General features: G+C 56.5%; 17 protein-coding genes. 13 read left to right on the top strand and 4 right to left on the bottom strand.

Annotated elements, in window-relative coordinates; translation table 11 throughout:
* From K9G39_RS09490 to feoB, 3 genes are all read left to right on the top strand, one after another.
* The coding region (locus K9G39_RS09490) for a hypothetical protein (protein ID WP_292004681.1) at nt 1–217 on the top strand (217 nt) is incomplete at its 5' end.
* 35 nt (nt 218–252) lie between these two features.
* Nucleotides 253–546 (top strand): FeoA family protein, encoded by a 294-nt coding sequence (locus tag K9G39_RS09485; RefSeq protein WP_292004685.1) that lies wholly within the window; start codon nt 253–255, stop codon nt 544–546.
* Nucleotides 543–2,681 carry a ferrous iron transport protein B gene (gene feoB / locus K9G39_RS09480; protein WP_292004680.1) on the top strand — a complete coding sequence of 713 codons (2,139 nt, stop codon included), beginning with the start codon at nt 543–545 and terminating at the stop codon, nt 2,679–2,681. The genes K9G39_RS09485 and feoB overlap by 4 nt, the downstream gene beginning before the upstream one ends.
* On the opposite strand, the gene topA is transcribed toward feoB, so the two are convergent.
* Nucleotides 2,671–5,067, bottom strand: coding sequence for a type I DNA topoisomerase (gene topA, locus K9G39_RS09475; protein WP_292004679.1), 2,397 nt, complete (start codon nt 5,065–5,067; stop codon nt 2,671–2,673). The genes feoB and topA overlap by 11 nt on opposite strands.
* 230 nt (nt 5,068–5,297) lie before the next feature.
* Here topA and K9G39_RS09470 point away from each other — a divergent pair, with 230 nt between their 5' ends.
* The 10 genes from K9G39_RS09470 (at nt 5,298) to K9G39_RS09425 (ending at nt 16,803) form a co-directional block, all read left to right on the top strand.
* Nucleotides 5,298–7,025, top strand: a complete 1,728-nt coding sequence (locus tag K9G39_RS09470; RefSeq protein WP_292004678.1) for an N-acetylmuramoyl-L-alanine amidase — start codon at nt 5,298–5,300, stop codon at nt 7,023–7,025.
* Between the two features lie 126 nt (nt 7,026–7,151).
* Entirely contained in the window at nt 7,152–8,144 is a 993-nt protein-coding gene (locus tag K9G39_RS09465; protein ID WP_292004677.1) for a biotin--[acetyl-CoA-carboxylase] ligase, read from the top strand.
* Nucleotides 8,145–8,157: 13 nt separating this feature from the next.
* Complete coding sequence (gene bioB / locus K9G39_RS09460; protein WP_292004676.1) at nt 8,158–9,171, top strand: biotin synthase BioB; 1,014 nt, start codon at nt 8,158–8,160, stop codon at nt 9,169–9,171.
* A 2-nt stretch (nt 9,172–9,173) separates the two neighbouring features.
* Nucleotides 9,174–10,340, top strand: coding sequence for an 8-amino-7-oxononanoate synthase (locus K9G39_RS09455; protein ID WP_292004675.1), 1,167 nt, complete (start codon nt 9,174–9,176; stop codon nt 10,338–10,340).
* The gene (locus K9G39_RS09450) at nt 10,337–11,020 is read left to right on the top strand and encodes a pimeloyl-ACP methyl esterase BioG family protein (protein WP_292004674.1); all 684 of its coding nucleotides are present in this window, start codon (nt 10,337–10,339) and stop codon (nt 11,018–11,020) included. Before K9G39_RS09455 ends, K9G39_RS09450 begins: the two co-directional genes overlap by 4 nt.
* Complete coding sequence (bioC, locus tag K9G39_RS09445) at nt 11,005–11,781, top strand: malonyl-ACP O-methyltransferase BioC (protein ID WP_292004673.1); 777 nt, start codon at nt 11,005–11,007, stop codon at nt 11,779–11,781. The genes K9G39_RS09450 and bioC overlap by 16 nt, the downstream gene beginning before the upstream one ends.
* 2 nt (nt 11,782–11,783) lie before the next feature.
* Nucleotides 11,784–12,473 (top strand): dethiobiotin synthase, encoded by a 690-nt coding sequence (bioD, locus tag K9G39_RS09440; RefSeq protein ID WP_292004672.1) that lies wholly within the window; start codon nt 11,784–11,786, stop codon nt 12,471–12,473.
* A gap of 18 nt (nt 12,474–12,491) precedes the next feature.
* Nucleotides 12,492–13,784, top strand: coding sequence for an adenosylmethionine--8-amino-7-oxononanoate transaminase (gene bioA / locus K9G39_RS09435; RefSeq protein ID WP_292004671.1), 1,293 nt, complete (start codon nt 12,492–12,494; stop codon nt 13,782–13,784).
* Nucleotides 13,785–13,852: 68 nt separating this feature from the next.
* Complete coding sequence (locus tag K9G39_RS09430; RefSeq protein ID WP_292004670.1) at nt 13,853–15,547, top strand: AMP-binding protein; 1,695 nt, start codon at nt 13,853–13,855, stop codon at nt 15,545–15,547.
* Nucleotides 15,544–16,803: a hypothetical protein gene (locus K9G39_RS09425; RefSeq protein ID WP_292004669.1), complete on the top strand. Its 1,260-nt coding sequence runs from the start codon at nt 15,544–15,546 to the stop codon at nt 16,801–16,803. Before K9G39_RS09430 ends, K9G39_RS09425 begins: the two co-directional genes overlap by 4 nt.
* Here K9G39_RS09425 and K9G39_RS09420 read toward each other — a convergent pair.
* The 3 genes from K9G39_RS09420 to K9G39_RS09410 form a co-directional block, all read right to left on the bottom strand.
* Entirely contained in the window at nt 16,736–17,671 is a 936-nt protein-coding gene (locus K9G39_RS09420) for a Ppx/GppA phosphatase family protein (protein WP_292004668.1), read from the bottom strand. The two genes, K9G39_RS09425 and K9G39_RS09420, sit on opposite strands and share 68 nt — an antisense overlap.
* A 12-nt stretch (nt 17,672–17,683) precedes the next feature.
* Entirely contained in the window at nt 17,684–18,565 is an 882-nt protein-coding gene (gene prmA, locus K9G39_RS09415) for a 50S ribosomal protein L11 methyltransferase (protein WP_292004667.1), read from the bottom strand.
* Nucleotides 18,566–18,673: 108 nt separating this feature from the next.
* Nucleotides 18,674–19,297, bottom strand: coding sequence for an NlpC/P60 family protein (locus tag K9G39_RS09410; protein ID WP_292004666.1), 624 nt, complete (start codon nt 19,295–19,297; stop codon nt 18,674–18,676).
* Between the last annotated feature and the right edge of the window lie 27 nt (nt 19,298–19,324).

Raw genomic sequence — 19,324 nt, 5'->3', positions numbered from 1 at the left:
GTTGACAAGTTCTCTCAAAAAAGTGCCTCCGAAGGGTCATCGGAGACTACAGGGCAGCAACAAGAAGCTGCATAACCAACCGGTGGGTTACCACCTTAAACTTGACCTTTTTTTGTCTGCTCAATGGGGTCCACTTCAGCTGCGCGGCAGAGAAAATAAAATAAGTGAAAAGAATTTTTATGGTTCCGCTGCAGTTATTTACATTCAATCCAGTTAAATGATTTGTCATCTTGTTCAGTGGGGAGAATGTATATGAAAATGTCGGAGTTGAAGGTCGGCGACAAGGCCGAAGTGACCTCGGTAAAGGCGGAACATGCGGTTCGCCGGCGGATTCTCGATATGGGTTTGATAAAGGGCACCCGCTTCAAGGTGCTTCGGGTCGCTCCGTTTGGCGATCCCATGGAAATTTTTTTCAAGGGTATGTACCTGAGCCTGAGAAAAAGCGAAGCTGAAGGTATTTCGGTTCACAAGATCGGCTATGCCGGTGACGGCATGCCCATGTCCTGTGATAAAGAGGGCCGCTCCTGCTGCGGGGAAGCCCTGTGACCGAAAGAAAAGAGATCAGCGTAGCCCTTGCGGGTAATCCGAACTGCGGGAAATCATCGCTCTTCAACGTGCTGACCGGCTCGCACCAGAAAGTCGGCAACTTTTCCGGCGTCACCATAGAAAAACACGAAGGGTACCTCGATTACGGCTCCTACCGCATACGGTTTGTCGACCTGCCGGGCACCTATTCGCTGACACCCTACTCGCCTGAAGAGATCGTTACCCGAAACTATCTGATCGATGAACGGCCTGATGTGGTGGTCAATGTGCTCGAAGGTCCGAATCTTGAGCGGAATCTTCTTCTCACCACCCAGCTCATGGAGATGAACATCGATTTCCTTGCCGCCCTCAACATGATCGACGAGGTTGAGGAGAAGGGGATTTCGATTGATGTAAAGCAGCTTCAGCGCCTTCTCGGCTGTCACATCGTGCCGACATCGGCAAAGAAGAGAACCGGTATCGATCCGCTGCTTGCCCACATTGTCCGGGTCTATGAAAAAGATATCGAGATTCGGAAAAACAAGCTCTCTTTCAGGCCGGTAATCGAAGAGGCGGTTGACGAAATAGCCGGCATACTGCGGCGCGAGAAGGATCTCCAGTCGGCCGATACCCGCTGGCTGGCCATCAAACTGCTCGAAAGCGACCGTGAAGTCTACCATCGGGTTCAGCAGTACCCGGTTTGGGTCAAGGTAGAACTTTCCCTGCAGGAGGCGATGAGGGAGGCTGCGAAGCTGTATGATTCGGATCCGGAAATGCTCATTACCGAAGACCGCCATGCGTTTATCCGCGGGGCCATGAAAGAGTGTGTGCGCTTTCCGGAGGAGCGCAAATCAACGGCGACCGACTATATCGATATGGTCGTGCTGAACCGGCTGCTGGGTCTGCCGGTTTTCCTTTTTGTTGTTTGGGCGATTTTTCAGATCACCTTCACGCTCGGCTCTCCGCTCATGGATATGCTCGAAACCCTCTTTGCGGCTCTTTCCGGTGCCATAGAGCCGTTGCTCGTCAACAGTACGCTTCGATCCATCGTTATTGACGGCATCATTGCCGGAGTGGGGGGGGTGCTGGTTTTTCTGCCCAATATCGTTCTGCTGTTTATCGGGCTCTCCTTTCTCGAAGCTTCGGGCTATATGGCAAGGGCGGCATTTGTCATCGACAAGGTCATGCACCGGTTCGGGCTGCATGGCAAGTCGTTCATTCCCATGATCACCGGTTTCGGTTGTTCGATTCCGGCAATAATGGCCACACGGACGCTCAAAAGCCCGACCGACCGCCTTGCGACGATTCTGATTATTCCCTTCATGAGCTGTGGCGCGAAACTTCCGGTCTATGTGCTGCTTGCCGGTGCATTTTTCCCACCGGATGTTGCCGCCAATGTGATGTTCGCCGTCTATCTGCTCGGTGTCGTCGTGGCCCTCCTGAGCGCGAAACTGCTGAAGTCTACCGTGCTGAAATGTGATTCCGAGCCTTTTGTGATGGAGCTTCCTCCCTACCGATGGCCGACCCTGCACTCGGTTCTTTTTCAGGCAAAAATAAAGGCAATGATGTATGTCAGGAAGGCAGGCACCCTGATTCTTGCTGCGGTCTTGATCATCTGGGCGGTCAGCAACTACCCGCACAGCGAGGAAATCGACAGGTGGGCTGCATCCGAGGCCTCCCGCATCGAGGAGAGCCCCTTGAGTGCGGTGGATAAAAAAGCCGAAACCGAATCGCTCGAATACCGGGCGCAGTCGCTTCAGCTTCAGCACTCGTTTGCGGGAAGGGTGGGCAAGGTGATCGAGCCGGTCATCAAGCCTATCGGCTTCGACTGGAGAATCGGTATCGCTCTTGTTACGGGGCTTGCCGCAAAGGAGGTGGTGGTTTCAACGATGGGCACCATCTATGCACTTGGCCAGACCGATGAATCTTCGGCAGAACTGGCCACGATCCTGAAAAACGATCCATCCTTCAGCAGGGCTACAGCGCTCAGCCTGATGGTGTTTGTGCTGCTCTACATCCCCTGCGTTGCGGCCGTTGGCGTCATGAAGAAAGAGATCGGAGAGTGGAGGCCGGTGCTGCTTTATTCCGCCTATGTGCTTGTTCTGGCATGGCTGCTCTCCTTCGTTACCTACAGGCTGGCTCTCGTCATGCTGTGACGCCGACGCTCTCCTCCGCTGCGGGGGTTACAAGACCGGCCTCCTCCGCACGCATGATGATGTCTTCAACCGGCATGTTCATGGGCGCCGGCCGGCCGTCGGTCATGGTCAGCACGACGTCCGGATGGGCTTTGCGGTGCTCAGCCATGGCCGCTTCCCACTTCTCCTGAACGGAGGGATCAAGTGAGTTCCATGCCAGACGACCCCGGCATTTGGGGAATTTCGAGCACCCCAGCCACAGCCCCCGCTTTCCGCTTCTCAGATAAAGCGGTGCGCCGCATTTCGGACAGGAGAGGTCGGTCTGAAGCGGAGGAGTTTTCATCGGTTCGATATGACGCTGCTTGCTGAGGTTGAGCAGGGTGTTGCATTTGGGATAGCCGGAACAGGCAAGGAAAGGGCCGAGCCGCCCGTCGCGCAGGAGCATCTGCCCGTCGCTGCAGGTGGGGCACTTGATGCCGGTCTCCTTCGGTTTTGCCTTTGTCGAGCTGATCGGCTTGATGTTCTTGCATTTGGGATAACGCGAGCAGCCCAGAAATTTTCCGCTTGCCGTCCACTTGATGATCATGCGGCCCTCTCCGCACTTGTCGCAGGTTTCCGCATTCGTGTTCTGAGGAATGAGCGGATCGTTTTTCCTCTGGCTGAGGGCGGTTTCCAGAGGCCGGTAGAAGCTGTCGAGTACCTGTTCGTATTCGTCATCTCCTGCAGCCACCTTGTCAAGTTCGTCCTCCATGAAGGCGGTGAAGCGGATATTGAAGATGTCCGGGAAATTGGCCACAAGTATCTGCGAGACATCCTTGCCCAGTTCGGTCGGTGCGATTTTCTTTTTCTGCAGCTCAACATACCGTCGGTCCTGCAGTGTGGAGAAAATCGATGCGTAGGTCGATGGGCGTCCGATCCCGTAGTTGTCGAGATCTTTCACCAGGGTTGCCTCACTGTATCTGGCAGGAGGGCGGGTAAAGCTCTGTCTCTGGTCCACTTCGGCCAGATTCAGGTTCTCCTTTTCGACAAGCGTTTCAGGAAGCTTGACGGTCTGTTCTTTTTCGACATCCTCTTTGGTCGAGGTACGGGCTTCGTAATCGAGCTCCTGCTGGTCGTCGTACACCCGCATGAATCCGGGAAAAAGTACGCGGCTTCCGTTCGCCCTGAACACAAACCGGCCTTCGTGATCCTCGACGTCGACCTTCGTCTGCTCGATTTTTGCCGGAGCCATCATGGCGGCCAGAAACCGCTTCCAGATAAGCTCGTAGAGACGGTACTGATCGCTGCCGAGATAGGGCTTCATCGCTTCAGGCTTTCTCATGATCGAGGTCGGTCTGATGGCTTCATGGGCGTCCTGAGCGTTTTTCGAGGACTTCGCCGAAGCGCCGTAACCGGTATATTCGGAGCCGAAAACGTTGCGGATATAGTTATGTGCTTCGGCAACAGCTTCGGAGCCGATGCGGGTCGAATCGGTACGCATGTAGGTAATCAGGCCGGTTGCGCCTTCGCTTCCAAGTTCGATGCCTTCATAAAGTTGCTGGGCCAGCCGCATGGTTTTCTGTGAACCGAATCCGAGCTGGTTCGATGCGGCCTGCTGAAGAAGTGAGGTGGTAAAGGGCAGCGGAGCTTTGCGTTGCTGGTTTTTGGCAGTAATATCGCTGACGGCGTAAAGCCGGTTTCTGACAAGGGCCGCAGTGGCTTCGGACTGCTCCTGACTGGAGAGTTCTGGTTTGCTGCCGTCAACCTTGACCAGTTTGGCCCTGAACGTTTCCCCCTTCGGGGTTGCAAAGTCTGCCGAAACCGTCCAGTACTCCTGAATTTCGAACCGGTTGATCTCCTCTTCCCTTTCACAGATAAGCCTGAGGGCAACCGATTGCACCCGGCCTGCCGAAAGTCCTCGAAGTACGACATTCCAGAGGAACGGACTGATTTTGTAGCCGACGATCTTGTCCAGCCCCTGGCGGGTCTGCTGGGAGCGCACCAGGCGATAATCGATCTGGCGGGGTTCGTTTATGGCGGCCAGAATGGCGTTCTTGGTGATTTCGTTGAACAGTACACGGAAGACCGGTTTCCGGGCAGCTTCGATTTCGTTGGAAATATGCCAGGCAATAGCCTCCCCTTCTCTGTCAGGGTCAGTGGCGATCAGTACCGAATCTGCTTCTCCGGCAAGTTTTTTCAGTTGCCGGACAACTTTTTCCTTTCCGGCTATTATCTCATAGCGGGGTTCGTAGTGATGATCGAAATCAAGGCCTATCTCCCGTTTCGGCAGATCCTTGATGTGTCCCACAGACGCGAAAACCGTATAGCGGTCGCCCAGATACTTGTTGATGGTTTTTGCCTTTGATGGGGACTCGACGACTATAAGGGTTCTGTTTTTGGCCGAAAGTGCTTCTGATTTTGATGCCATTGAAGGATCCTTGCAGTAAGGATGTTATCATGAAGGCGCCGCACAACTGATAAAAAGCAGGGCGGTACCCTGGAAAATTGAAAAAAGATAGGTGTTGCCTGCCAAAAAACAAATTTCCGGGAACCCGGGCCGGATACTCAGGAAACACGAAGCGGGGACAATATCGGAAAGAATGCAATTATATGTTATTATTTATTTCGTTACCGTCCCGCTAACAAGCTCAGATACTCATGATACCATTTTCTTTGCGAACCATGGCGCGTATTGCGGCTCTGCTTATGATGATCGTGGCTTTTTTTCCCCTCGGGGCAGAGGGCGCCTCATCCTTTACCCGTTCAGAGGAGACAACGGTTCCACTCAGGGTTACCAGTGGTAGTGAGCAGGGTTATACGATCAAGGTTCTTGCGATCAGAACCGACAGTGCCCTGCTGATCGATCTCGAATCGTTTGCACGGGCCCTCCGGCTCAGTTCCCGTCAGGAGTCGGGTGTGCTGCTTCTGGAGGAAACCGACAACGCACCCGGAAGCAGTTGCCAACTGCGAACCGACAACAATTTTGCGCTGATCGTGCCCAGGGATTCCCAGCGCATGAAACGGGTCGTACAGCTGCAGTCCGCCCCGCTTATCATGGACGGCAAGCTCTTTCTTCCCGTTCGGCATGCATGCCGACTTTTTACGCTCTGGCTCGACAAGGATATCGTATACGATTACTCTTCGGGCATCATGACAGCCTGGCTTTCGGGAACAAGGTTTGGTGACTCAGTCGGCTTTGTGGGGGTGACCAGACCGGGAGAGACTGTCGCCGATATTGACGGGCGTAAAATTCCATCCGAACCGGGTACCGTCATCAAGGGGGTCAATGTCGAAAACAAGGCGAACGGAGCGGTTATCATTTTCAGCGCAGCGGGAACAGCGGTCAAAACCGCATTGACAAAGCCCGATGAAACCGGCCGAGCCTACCTCACCTTTAAGAACGCATCCTGTAACGTCGATGCCCTGACAAAGCTGTTCAGTGGCGGTCTCGTCAAGTCGGTAACGCCGGATGGTTCCACGGAAGGGGGGCTTCGCTTCGCACTCGCTCTCGACAATCAGGGGTACAGGATCAAAACCGTTGATTTTCAGCGTGACGAGAAAAACAACCGCTATCTGGTATATGTTATGAGCGAGGCGGATGTCAAGGGCATCCGGCAGAAAGAAAAAGAGCTGCAGATCGCCAAAGTCCTCAACAGCGATATCGAGAAATGGAAGCTCAACACCATTGTGCTCGATGCAGGGCACGGAGGGCATGACCCCGGAGCGATAGGAGGCCGGGGAACCAGAGAGAAGGATGTCGTGCTCAATATCGTCCGTGATCTCGGAACCCTGATCACCCAGAAGTGGCCTGATGTCAGGGTGGTCTATACCAGAAAGGAGGACCGGTTCATTCCTCTGCATGAACGGGGAAAAATAGCCAACAGGAACGGCGGCAAGCTTTTTGTCAGCCTGCACTGTAACGCGAACAACAAGAGAACGGTGAAAGGTTCGGAAGTCTATATTCTCGGGCCGCATAAAAGCAAGGCTGCACTTTCGGTCGCCATGCTGGAAAATTCGGTTATCACCAAAGAGGTCGATTACAAGGAGCGATACAAGGGATTCACGGCCGAGTACCTCATCATGAGCAGTATGGCGCAGAGCGCCTTCGCCAAACAGTCTACCGATCTGGCTCTCGAAGTGCAGAACCGTATCGACCGTCCGAACAGCACCAATGGCAGGGGGGTTCGCCAGGCTGGATTTATGGTGCTGTGGACGCCATCGATGCCGAGCATACTTGTTGAGGCGGGTTATCTTTCCAATCCTGAAGAGGAAAAAATCCTGAGAGACCGTCAGGAGCAGACGAAAATCGCATACAGAATTTTCATGGGGCTGGAGAGCTACCGCAAGGAATATGAGCGAGCCAGGCTTGCCACAATGGGGACGTAGCGCTGCAGGGAACAAAAATGCCCGTTTTTCAGGGGCTTTTCCTGTTGGATAGTTGTCAACCATAGTCTAAATTCCGGTTGACAGTCTGTCCGTTCGTTACACTAACATGCTTTTGCGCTCCGCTTCATGAACGATCTTGCCTTCAGGATTCTTTCCCGTCTGCATACTGCCCGCACCTACCTTTCGGGAGAGGATCTCTCCGGGGAGTTCGGAATATCGAGAAGCGCGGTCTGGAAGCATATCTGCCGTCTTCGGGACGCAGGCTGCCGCATTGAAGCGGTAACCGGTTCGGGGTACCGGCTGATTGCTCTTTCCGGTGCTCCTGATGGCGGCGAGGTGGCTCTTTTTCTTACGACCAGGGCAGCAGGTCGCGTTTTTCACTACCACAAGGAGACAGCATCGACCAATCTTCTCGCAAAAAAGCTTGCCGCCGAGGGCGCTCCCGAAGGTACAGTGGTTGCTGCCGACACCCAGAGCGCGGGCCGGGGTCGCCTGGGCAGGAGCTGGATTTCTCCCGCTGGCAGGAATCTTTACTTTTCCCTTATTCTTCGCCCTTCGGTCGCCTCGCTGCGTATTCCCCAGATCACCCTGCTTGCCGCAGCAGCCATTCATCGGGCGCTCTGTGCGGCTTTTCCCTCCATCAATGCCGGCATCAAATGGCCTAACGACATTCTCTGTGGCGGCAGGAAGCTCTGCGGTGTGCTCTGCGAAATGCAGTCGGAGCCGGGACTGACGCATTTCGTGGTCGTCGGTATCGGCATCAATGTCAATCAGGAGTCTTTTCCCGAGGAGCTTCAGGAGAAAGCGACCTCGCTTCGGCTTGAGACAGGGGCCGGTGTCAGCCGATCGGAACTGCTTGCAGGGGCGCTGAACCGCTTCGAAGATCTCTATCTTCAATGGCAGGAAGAGGATGATCTCGGTTTTATTCTTCCCTATCTTGAGCGCTACTCCCTGCTGCAGGGGATGGACGTGATTGTCGACCAGTTTTCCCGGCAGGTTGCCGGAAAGGTTTGCGGTATCGCCTGCGGCGGGGAGCTCGTGCTGCAGACAGAAGATGGTTCTCGGCTGAACATCTCCTCCGGGGAGGCTTCGCTCCGGAATACCTATACCCATTTATGAATCGCTACCGCTTATGACCGCAGTTATCCATCCCGCAGTTGCCGATGCGTACCGTGTTTTCGATACCGGGGAACCGCTTGAGCGTCAAACGGCATCGAGGCTTGCCGCACTGCCGGGCGACGCAGTGCTCGATCTCGCCTCTCTTGCGCACAAGGTGAGGCTCCGTTACGCTCCGGATGCCCGATCGGTGCATGCCTGTTCCATCATGAACGCAAAATCGGGCGAGTGCGGCGAAAACTGCCGCTTCTGCGCCCAGTCCCGCCACAACAGCGCGACCATTGAGGTTTACAGCCTGGCCGACGAGGAGGCCGTGCTGCGGCAGGCCGCGGAAACGTTTGCCCAGGGCATAGAGCATTTCGGCATTGTAACCAGCGGGTACGGCTACCTGAAGATGACGCCTGAGTTTCTCCGGATTCTCGGCATGATCGACCTTCTGCACCGTGAACTTCCGGGGCTGAATGTCTGCGCCTCGATCGGCGTGCTCGGCGAGGAGACCGCTGCTGCGCTTGCCGCGCACGGCATTGCGCATTACAATATCAATATCCAGGTGGCGCCGTCGAGATACGGCGCTCTCATTTCGGATACCCATACGGTAGACGAGCGGATCGAAACGGTGCGGCTGCTGCGCAGGCACGGCATTCCGGTCTGTTGCGGTGGTATTCTCGGTGTCGGAGAGAGCATGGCCGAACGTCTTGAAATGATCTATGTGCTCGCCGAACTCGATGTTTCGGTTATTCCCCTTAACGTTCTGGTACCGATCGAGGGCACGCCGCTCGAGGGAAGCCGTACGGCAGATCTTGCCGATATAGTCAAGACCTTTGCGATCTGCCGGCTGGTGCACCCCGGAAAGATCATCAAGTTCGCCGCAGGAAGGGAGAGCGTCATGAAGGATTTTCAGGGCCTGCTCATGCTTTCGGGCGCAAACGGCCTGCTTACCGGAGGCTATCTCACCACGAGAGGCCGGGATACCGCCTCCGACAGGGCCTTCATCGACCAGCTGGCACAGTTCGGCAGGGAGTTGCAGTAGTCATGGCGTTTCATGCATTCATCAGCGACAGGCTCGATGCGCTTCGTCGTGATAACCGTCTCCGCACGCTTCCCGATATCGGAGAGCGGAGCGGGAAGTATATCTATGTCGCAGGAGAGTCCCGCCTCAACCTTTCCTCGAACGACTATCTCGGTCTCGGTGAAGACCGTTTTCTTCGCGATGCCTACAGCAAGGCCTGCAGGGAAGGCGGGTATGCCATGACCAGTTCCTCTTCCCGTCTCCTGACCGGGAACCATCACTGGTACGAGCAGCTCGAGCGTGAACTTGAGCGGCTTTACGGCAGAGAGGCCGCCCTTGTCTTCAACAGCGGCTATCATGCCAATGTCGGCATTCTTCCGGCCCTCGCCGGACGCGGCGACCTGATCCTTTCAGACAGGCTCAACCATGCAAGCATCATCGACGGCACCGGTATTTCCGGAGCTGCGCACCTGCGTTACCGTCACAACGATACAAGCCATATTGAAGAGCTGCTTGCCGGAGCGCATGGCCGCTACCGTCACGTCTTCATCGTGACCGAATCGGTGTTCAGCATGGATGGCGATCTTGCAGACCTTCGGAAGCTCGTGGATCTGAAAAAACGGTACGGAGCGGTGCTGATTGTCGATGAAGCTCATGGGGCCGGGGTGTTCGGCCAGAGGGGTCTTGGCCTGTGCGAGGCGACAGGAACCGTTTCCGGCATCGACATCATTATCGGCACTTTCGGCAAAGCATTCGCTTCGACAGGGGCGTACGCCGTGATGGATGCCGTTCTTCGCGATTACCTCGTCAACACAATGCGCCCGTTTATCTTCACGACGGCATTGCCTCCGGCGATACTTGCCTGGAGCCTCATGACCCTCAGGAAGCAGACGGACATGCAGGGGGAGAGGATACATCTGCAGCGTATCGCGGCCATGCTGCGCGGGAGGCTTGCGGATGCGGGATTCGAGGTGCCGGGTGAGAGCCATATCGTGCCGGTCATTACCGGCAGCAACGAAAGCGCGCTCAACCTCGCCGAAAAGCTGCGCTGCGCGGGTGTGCTTGGAATGGCTGTCCGGCCTCCTACCGTCCCTGAAAACCGTGCGAGAATCCGGTTTTCTCTCAGGGCGAACCTGCAGTGGGACGATGTCGAGTATATTCCCGATCTCATAAAGGCGGGGACGGCATGATTACCGACTGGATCATCCGGCAGGGAGCCGGCGAGGTAGTGCTCTTCTTTTCCGGCTGGGGAATGGACCGGCGTATCGCCGACCATCTTTCGGGGCAGTATTCCTCCGATCCTGCATATGACCTTCTTGCTTTCCATGACTACCGCTCCGGGGAGATCGACGCAGCAACCTGCGATGCCCTTCGCGCTTACCGGAAGCGTACCGTTGTAGCATGGTCTTTCGGCGTCTGGTCGGCGGCACATGCGCAGCTTCCTCCCGTATCGCATGCCGTGGCCGTGAACGGCACGCTTTCGCCGGTCGATCGCGAGTCAGGTATCGATCCCGAGGTGTTTCAGGCTACGCTCGATACCTACAACGACGCAAACCGGCTTCGGTTCAACCGCAGGATGTGCGGCGGCGGGGAGGCTCTGGAGCACTTCCTTTCGGTACAGCCCGAACGGCTATCGGCTTGCCAGCAGGAGGAACTTGCCGCATTCTCCCGGAGGCTGCAGTCCGGCTATGGGCCGGAAGGGTTCCGGTACGACCATGTCATCATTGGAGGCAGGGATATGATCTTTCCAGCATCCCGGCAGTTCGCCGCATGGAAGGGTTATCCGCAGACGGTGATTGCCGATATGCCGCACTATCCGTTTTTTCATCTTTCAGGCCTTGATGAGGTGCTCGAATGCAGCAGGGCATAGACAAACAGCTTGTCAGGGAGCGGTTCGCAAAAGCGCTTGGTTCCTACCGCGAGCATGCCGTCGTGCAGCTGGAGATGGCCATGGTACTGGCCGATATGATCTGTGCCACCGCGCCCGGCCGCAGCTTCGGACGGGTGCTGGAAGTCGGAGCGGGTACGGGGGCTCTGACGGCTGCGCTGCTTGAGCGCTGCAGGGTCGAAACCTACATAGCCAACGATCTTGTAGCAGAGAGCCGCGGGTATATCGCTTTTGAAACCCTCCGTCACCGGCCCCTGCACTTTGACTTTCTTCCCGGAGATATCGAGAACCTCGAGGAGCTGCCGGGCGGGCTCGATCTTGTGGCCTCGAACGCAACCGTCCAGTGGCTGTCGGACCTTGAAGGTTTTTTCCGGAAGATGTCCCGCTGCCTGAAACCCGGCGGCATACTCGCCTTCAGCACCTTCAGTCCGCTCAACATGCGGGAGATCGCCAGCATCGAACATACCGGACTGTGTTATCCTGCGCTTGAGGATATTGCCGCTCTTGCCGGGGGCTGTTTCGAACTTCTCGCTTCAAAGGAGGAGCAGCGGAGGATCGCCTTCGACTCTCCGGGGGAGGTGCTTCGCCACATCCGGAAAACCGGGGTCAACGGGCTGGTGAGGCGATCCTGGACGAAAGGGAGCTACCTGCGGTTTCTTCATGCCTACCGGGAGGCTTACTCCTGTGGGGAAGGGGTCTACCTGACCTACAGACCGCTTTACTGCTGTTTCAGAATGCAATAACCATGAAAGGATCCGTTACCGTAATTTCCGGAATCGATACCGGAACAGGCAAAACCGTTGCCACCGGCCTGCTTGCCAGAGCGCTTCTTGCACATGGCACATCGGTCATAACCCAGAAACTCGTCCAGACGGGATGCCCGGGCAGAATCGCCGAAGACATTATCGAACACCGGCGCCTCATGGGCTGCGAGCTGAATGAAGAGGACCTCCAGGGACTTACCTCTCCCTGCGTGTTTGCCTATCCGGCATCCCCCCATCTGGCCGCCAGGCTTGAAAACAGGGCCGTCGACGTTATGGCTATCAGGCGCTCGACCTTCATCCTGCAGCAGCGCTACAGTATCGTCCTGCTTGAAGGTGCCGGGGGACTCCTGGTTCCTCTGAGCTCCGATCTGCTGCTTGCCGACTATATCCGGGATGCCGGTTATCCGCTCCTGCTGGTCACCTCTTCCCGGTTAGGCAGCATCAACCACACCCTTCTGGCCGTCGAGGCATGCCTGAAACGAGGCATCCCTCTCCGGGGCATCGTGTTCAACCGCTTTCAGGAAGCCGACCGCATCATCGCCGACGATGCGGTCGGGATCATCCGCCACTTCCTGAAGCGGTACGGCCTTTCATCCCCGGTTGTAACCCTCGATGAAAACGGCCTTGAAGTGACGGCATCGGAACTTTCGGGATTACTGCAGGGGAAATAAAGCGCAGAGAAAACAAGTATGAACAGTATCGATTCCGGTTTCGACCGCAGCCACATCTGGCATCCCTACACCTCGCTCAGCAATCCGCTTCCGGTGTATCCCGTCAAAGGGGCCAGAGGCGTATATATCGAGCTGGCCGACGGCAGAAGGCTCGTCGACGGCATGTCCTCATGGTGGTCGGCGGTGCACGGCTACAACCATCCCGAACTCAACCGGGCCGTACGCGATCAGCTCGAGAGCATGAGCCATGTCATGTTCGGCGGCTTTACTCATGAGCCGGCTGTCAATCTGGCCAGGCAGCTTGTCGAGCTTGTTCCCGAGCCGCTCGACCGGGTGTTTTTTTCCGATTCGGGCTCGGTTTCCGTGGAGGTCGCCCTGAAAATGGCGCTGCAGTACTGGGCGGCGCAGCGAAAACCCCTGAAAAAAAGGATGCTGACTGTACGATCGGGATATCACGGCGATACCTTCGGAGCCATGTCGGTCTGTGATCCTGAAACCGGCATGCACCGTCTTTTCAGGGGTTTTCTTCCCGAGCAGTATTTTGCCGAAGCTCCGCGGTGCGGTTTTCACGATACATGGAGCGAGGAGTATATTGAGGACATGCGCCTGAATCTCGAACGGCATGCCGACGATCTCGCCGCAGTGATCATCGAACCGGTGGTTCAGGGCGCGGGGGGCATGCGGTTTTATTCTCCGCACTATCTGCGGCGGCTTCGCGAGCTGTGCGACCATTACGGCGTTCTTCTGATTTTCGACGAAATCGCGACAGGCTTCGGACGTACGGGGAAATTATTCGCACTTGAGCATGCCGGGGTTGTGCCCGATATCCTGTGTGTCGGCAAAGCCCTGACCGGCGGATACATGACCCTTGCAGCCACCCTTGCGACAGCGCATGTGGCCGAAACGGTCTGTTCCGGCGATCCCGGGGTGTTCATGCACGGGCCGACTTTCATGGCCAATCCGCTTGCCTGTGCGGTAGCCGGCGCAAGTATCAGGCTGCTTCTCGGCTCAGGCTGGCAGGAAGCGGTTTGCCGCATCGAACGGCAGCTTGAAAATGGTCTCGAATCCTGCCGGGCGCATGCCGGGGTTGCCGATGTCCGAGTGCTCGGCGCCATCGGGGTTGTCGAACTGCAGCGTCCCGTCGATATGGGTTCGATCCAGAAAATGTTTGTCGAAAGGGGGGTCTGGGTAAGACCGTTCGGCAGGCTGGTCTATCTTATGCCCCCCTTCATTATCAGCACGGCGGAGCTCGATACCCTGACCTCTGCCGTATGCGACGTCGTGCGGGAATGTGCCGCCGGGATCCGTTGATTTATCGCCGCCGGAAATGTAAACTGTCTCATTGTACTCAAATTCAGTAACGCCAAGAAGTAACCGAAATGAACAATTCCAGGCCCTGGATTCATCATTACGACAAGGGGGTGCCCCACACACTCGAGCCATATCCGGAACATACGCTCGTCGATGTGCTTCGCAGGAGGGCTGCCGAATGTCCCGATCAAAAGGCATTGCTCTTCAAGGGATCGGTCATCTCTGCCGGTACACTCGAACAGGAGAGCAATGCGCTTGCCGAGGCACTCCTGGAGCTTGGGGTTGTTTCAGGCGACCGGGTGGCACTGCTCATGCCCAATTCCCCGCAGATGCTCATCGGTGAGCTCGCTGTCTGGAAAACCGGCGCTATTGTCGTCCCGCTCAATCCCCTTTACACTGAAAATGAACTTGTGTATGCGCTCAACGAGTGCGGTGCCGAAACCATTATCGTGCTGACCTCCTTCTACGGCAAGATCAAAGTCGTTGCACCGGATACCCGCCTCAAGAGGGTGATCGCCACAAACATCAAGGAGTATCTGCCTCCCCTGGTAAAAGTGCTCTTTACCCTTCTGAAGGAAAAGAAGGATGGCCATCATATTGTGCTGCAGAAAGGCGATTATTATCTGCAGGATCTTATTCGTCGCCACGCTTCCGCCGAACCGCGACCCATGCCGGTAAGGCATGACGCGCCGGCTCTCTTTCTCTTTTCCGGCGGGACGACCGGCAACCCCAAGTGTGCGGTCAGCACACACCGGAGCCTGGTTATTTCAGGAATGCAGATTGCGTCGTGGTTCAGCGTGATTCTTGAAGAAGGAAAAGATGTCATTATTCTGAACATGCCGATGTTTCACGTCTATGGGCAGGCAGGCATCATGCCGGCCGCCATAATGGGCGGGTATTCGCTTGTAATGGTTCCCAATCCGCGAGACATCGACGACCTTCTGCACATCATCAGGACCCTGAAGCCTGCCGTGCTGCCGGGAGTTCCGACGCTTTTCACCGCCCTGCTCAATCATCCCAGGGTCAGAAAGGACAGCCGGATCATGAAATCCCTTAAACTCAGCGTATCGGGAGCAGCTCCTCTCATGCTTGAAACAAAGCGGAGCTTCGAGGAACTGACAGGCGGAAGAATCATTGACGCCTACAGCCTTACCGAAACCACTCTCGCATCAACTTTCACCCCTATTCTCGGCGTCTACAAGCCCGGATCGGTGGGTATTCCCGTTCCGGATGTCGAGGTGCGCATCGTCGAGCAGGAGAGTGGTCTGGATGAACTCGCTGCGCATGAAGTCGGAGAGGTGATCATGCGGGCCCCGCAGCTTATGCGGGAGTACTGGCAGAACCCTGTGGAAACTGCGCTGGTGCTCAGGAACGGCTGGCTCTATACCGGCGATCTCGGCTATCTCGACGAGGACGGCTATCTTTTTATCGTCGACCGGAAAAAAGACGTCATCAAGCCCGGAGGATTCCAGGTATGGCCGCGTGACGTCGAGGAGGTCATAGCCCGCCACCCAGCCGTGCAGGAGGTGAGCGTTGCCGGAGTTCCAGACTCGTACAAGGTCGAGGCCGTCAAGGCCTGGGTCGTGCTTCGTTCAGGGGAAAAGCTTACGGCCGCCGACCTCTGCGACTTCTGCCGCCGGGATCTTGCCGCCTACAAGATACCACGGCATGTGGAGTTCACCGAATCGCTTCCCAAATCCACTGTCGGCAAGGTGCTCCGCCGCAAGCTCGTCGAAGAGCACTGCCGGAAAGCGGGGAAATGACCCTCGACGAACTGCACCGGCTGCTTCTGCCGGAAAATCTCGACATGCTCGATGAGCACGCTTCCGATGATCCGGCTGCCTTTGCCCTGCGTTTTCAGGGGTGCGCCGACATTCCCGCCAGGGCGATTGCCGAACAGCTGGCCTGTCGCCGCAAGGCTCTGAAAAAACTGCCGGAACTTTCCCGTTTTCCTATACTCTACACTACCCTTTCCCTCGAACAGGCTTCAGGCGAGGCAAGTGCGGCCTACAAGGCTTCGCTTGTGCATGGTGAGCGCCTCATCGATCTGACGGGCGGGCTCGGTATCGATACCATGTTTTTTGCCCGGGTGTTCAGGGAGGTCGTCTATTGCGAGCGGGATACCGTGCTTGCGGAACTTGCTGCCCATAACTTTCGTCAGATCGGGATTTCCGGCGTTGATACCCGCTGCGGCGACAGCCTGGCCATGCTGGATTCGTTTCCTGACGGTTTTTTCGACTGGATTTTCGTCGATCCCGCCCGAAGGGAGGGCGGGCGGCGCTCCGTAGGCCTTTCGGCGGCAAGTCCGGATGTCACCGCCGTTCATGACTTCCTGCTCTGCAAGGCGTCGAGAGTCATGATCAAGGCATCTCCGGCGCTCGAGCTGAGCAGGCTGCGTGAGGAGCTGCCGGCACTGTCGGAAATCCGTGTAGTTTCAGTTGGAGGAGAGTGCAGGGAGGTGCTGCTGCTGCTCGATCGAAACAGGCCGGAAGATCATGCCGTAGAGCGGGTTGCCGTCCTGCTTGCGCAGGATGGGTCGATCCTGCGCGAAATCAAGGGAACCGGCGGGGAGCCGAGAGGGCGCGCCGTGCCGGTTCAGGCCTTTTTCTACGAACCTGATGCGGCAATCATCAAGGCCGGTCTTACGAAAAAACTCGCTCTTGATCTCGGGTTGGCTTTCGTCAACGGAAGCGTCGATTTCCTTACCGCTGAGGGGTTTATAGCCGATTTTCCCGGACGCGCATTCCATGTTGTGGCTGTCGAGCGATACAAGCCGAAAAGCTTCCGGGATTTTCTCAGGCGGCATGGAATTACCGCCGCGGCTGTTCAGCGGCGGGATTTTTCGCTCCAGCCGGAAGAGATACGCAGCAAGTTCAGGCTCAGGGAGAGCGACCGTTGCTATCTCTTTTTTACAAGGGGCCGTGATGGCGAACCGATATGCGTTTACGCCCTCAAGCCATCTCCTGCAGGCGCAGCAGTTCTTTCTGTGCAAGACCGAAACGCAGCCCCTGAATGCTGACCCGTATCCGGCCGACTCCCAGGAGGCGCATGAACTGGAGCAGGATCAGGGTGCCCATGGTGATGACATCGGCACGCCCCTCGGGGATTCCCAGTGCCAGGATCTCCTCCAGAGTGCTGTTGCGGAGCTGATCGAACAGGAGGTGGACCTCGCCGTAGCCGAGGGGGTAGTTCTGCACCTTCAGGGCATCGAAATGTTTCAGCCCCTGGCTGACCTGAGCTATGGTGGTCAGGGTTCCGGCAACCCCGTAAACCGATTCTCTGGATGCGAAAAAAGGGAGAACGGATGCGCAGAGCACCCGGTCGATCTCCATGCGTGCGGCTTCCAGCTCGTGCTCTGAAGGGGGGAGCGCACTGAAAAAGCGTTCGGTAAGCCGAACCGAACCGATATCCATGCTCACGCTCTCTTCGACTCCGCCGAGCGAACCCATGGAAATTTCCGTGCTGCCGCCCCCGATGTCGATCACCGCGAAGGTTTCCGGCAGATCGTTCATGCCTGCCACTGCGCCGAAAAAGGTCAGTTCAGCCTCTTCTTCGCCGGAAATACAGGAGATCTCAATGCCTGCTTCTCTTGCAACCGCCGCAATAACCTCATCACGGTTTGCGGCATCCCTCAGGGCGCTTGTTCCCGCCGCGATAACGGTTTGCGTCCCCTCTTCTTCCGAGATGGTACGGTAATCGCGGAGGCATGCGACCAGGCGCCCGAGGGCTTCGCCGCCGATATGCTTACGCTGGTCAACCTGTTCCCCAAGCCGCACAATGGTCTGCCGGTGCAGCACAGGGATGATTGTGCCGCTTTCCGGAACAAGGTCGGCGATCAGGAGCAGGGCGGTATTGGTGCCGATATCGATACATGAAACCCGTTTCATGGTATCCGTGTTTCAGCGTTTCGCCGGGGTTTCCGCATGCACCAGGCTTGAGAGCCACTCATCCTCGTAGATGGTTTTCATGTTGGTGTAGCCGAGCCGTTTCAGCAGTTTTTTCAGCCACGGCTCGTCGTACACGAGTATTCCCGACAGCAGCACCTCAGCCTGCGGCGCGTAGTTCCGGATAACCGGCAGAATCCTGTCTATCACATTCTTGTTGATGTTCGCCAGAATCAGATCGTACCCTTCGCGCAGGTTCGCCACCAGTTCCTCCTCTGCGTCGATCAGTTCGATCCGTATATCTGCCGCATGGTTTTCTTCGGCATTTTCCACGGCATTTTCAGCGGCCCAGGCGTTGTTGTCGAAGGCCAGAATCGGCAGCCGGTTTCCGAGCTTGCGCGCGGCAATGGCCAGCACACCGGTTCCGGTGCCGATGTCCATGATTTTGCGTTCTTTCAGATCGAGCGCTTCCATCTGGCGAAGCATGAGACGGGTTGTGGCGTGGTAGCCGGTACCGAACGACATTTTCGGGTTGATTTCTATGACGATCTGCCCCTGCTTCGGAGTGATCTCCTTGTTTTTCTGCACGATCAGGAACCGGTCGGAAATTTCGATCGGCTGCAGGTGAGCCTCCCACTCGGCATTCCAGTTCCGGTCGGCCATGAAGTTGACCTTGTAGGGGGGGACGCTGCCGAAGGTCTTTTCGAGCAGGATGCGTACAGCCTGCTCTTTCGCCTCATTCCATTCGGATTCCGGAAGGTAGGCGAGCAGCCGGTCGTCCTCTTCGAGAAAGTACTCGATGCCCTCCTCCGAGAGGATGGCGATATAGGGTTCAAAAAGCGCAGGATGAAGCGTTATCGACAGTTCGATGTGGTTTTTTGTTCCTGACGGCTGCATAGGGATGTAAGAGAGTGAAACCGGTTTACTGCAAGAGTGATTCAATGGCGTCAATATAGGGAATTTCCAGGTGGAATGGCGCGCTGCTCGCGATTGTGCGGGCGGCGCTCAATCCCGGCTGACGATGCGGGTGGCGCAGGCATATCGCTTGTCGTAATACCGGGAGTCGAGCCGGTCGATTCGTACACCGCTGCTTGTCGATACATGGGCGAAACGGTTGTCGCCCATGTAAATGCCGACATGGTCGATGGTTCTTCCGCCGTTGCTGAAAAACACAAGGTCGCCCTGCCTGAGTTTTTTCCGGGGCACAACCCTGCCGAGCGAGGCCATGTCGGAAGATGTTCTCGGCATCCGGAGCTGAAAGGACTCTTCATAAAGGTACTGGACAAATCCCGAGCAGTCGAAGCCGTCAATCGTGGTGCCCCCCCAGCGGTAAGTGGTTCCAAGCCTATCCCTTACGGCACTGAAAAGCCGTTCGATCGACTCGCCGGAAACTTTCACCGGAAGCTCTGCCGTTACCGGTCGGTGGCTCTCCGGCACGATACGCGAGATATGTGTTTTTCTCTTTTTTAAACTATATTTGCAGTCCGGATCGTAGCGTGAGCCGGTTGAGATGCTGCTGCATCCCGCAAGGCCGGAAAGCATGGCAGAAATGAGCAGTGCAGACACCGCTCGTCCGGATACGACTGATTTGCCGGCAAAAAAAGAGACCAAACCGCTACCTGTTTTCATGGGGGAAAGCGTTTGCAGTTTTCCGGG

Origin of the sequence: Chlorobium sp. (genome assembly GCF_021740465.1) — a bacterium.
Taxonomy (GTDB): domain Bacteria; phylum Bacteroidota; class Chlorobiia; order Chlorobiales; family Chlorobiaceae; genus Chlorobium.
The sequence above is the reverse complement of the archived record's forward strand: the minus strand, read 5'-3'. Positions and strand labels throughout refer to the sequence as shown.

What these genes read in the sequence shown, in the direction of transcription:
- K9G39_RS09455 (WP_292004675.1), top strand. Translation starts at nt 9,174, where the DNA reads ATGGCGTTTCATGCATTCATCAGCGACAGGCTCGATGCGCTTCGTCGT.
- K9G39_RS09420 (WP_292004668.1), bottom strand. Translation starts at nt 17,671, where the DNA reads ATGAAACGGGTTTCATGTATCGATATCGGCACCAATACCGCCCTGCTC.
- K9G39_RS09470 (WP_292004678.1), top strand. Translation starts at nt 5,298, where the DNA reads ATGATACCATTTTCTTTGCGAACCATGGCGCGTATTGCGGCTCTGCTT.
- bioA (WP_292004671.1), top strand. Translation starts at nt 12,492, where the DNA reads ATGAACAGTATCGATTCCGGTTTCGACCGCAGCCACATCTGGCATCCC.
- bioB (WP_292004676.1), top strand. Translation starts at nt 8,158, where the DNA reads ATGACCGCAGTTATCCATCCCGCAGTTGCCGATGCGTACCGTGTTTTC.
- bioC (WP_292004673.1), top strand. Translation starts at nt 11,005, where the DNA reads ATGCAGCAGGGCATAGACAAACAGCTTGTCAGGGAGCGGTTCGCAAAA.
- K9G39_RS09430 (WP_292004670.1), top strand. Translation starts at nt 13,853, where the DNA reads ATGAACAATTCCAGGCCCTGGATTCATCATTACGACAAGGGGGTGCCC.
- K9G39_RS09450 (WP_292004674.1), top strand. Translation starts at nt 10,337, where the DNA reads ATGATTACCGACTGGATCATCCGGCAGGGAGCCGGCGAGGTAGTGCTC.
- K9G39_RS09485 (WP_292004685.1), top strand. Translation starts at nt 253, where the DNA reads ATGAAAATGTCGGAGTTGAAGGTCGGCGACAAGGCCGAAGTGACCTCG.
- topA (WP_292004679.1), bottom strand. Translation starts at nt 5,067, where the DNA reads ATGGCATCAAAATCAGAAGCACTTTCGGCCAAAAACAGAACCCTTATA.
- K9G39_RS09425 (WP_292004669.1), top strand. Translation starts at nt 15,544, where the DNA reads ATGACCCTCGACGAACTGCACCGGCTGCTTCTGCCGGAAAATCTCGAC.
- bioD (WP_292004672.1), top strand. Translation starts at nt 11,784, where the DNA reads ATGAAAGGATCCGTTACCGTAATTTCCGGAATCGATACCGGAACAGGC.
- K9G39_RS09465 (WP_292004677.1), top strand. Translation starts at nt 7,152, where the DNA reads ATGAACGATCTTGCCTTCAGGATTCTTTCCCGTCTGCATACTGCCCGC.
- prmA (WP_292004667.1), bottom strand. Translation starts at nt 18,565, where the DNA reads ATGCAGCCGTCAGGAACAAAAAACCACATCGAACTGTCGATAACGCTT.
- K9G39_RS09410 (WP_292004666.1), bottom strand. Translation starts at nt 19,297, where the DNA reads ATGAAAACAGGTAGCGGTTTGGTCTCTTTTTTTGCCGGCAAATCAGTC.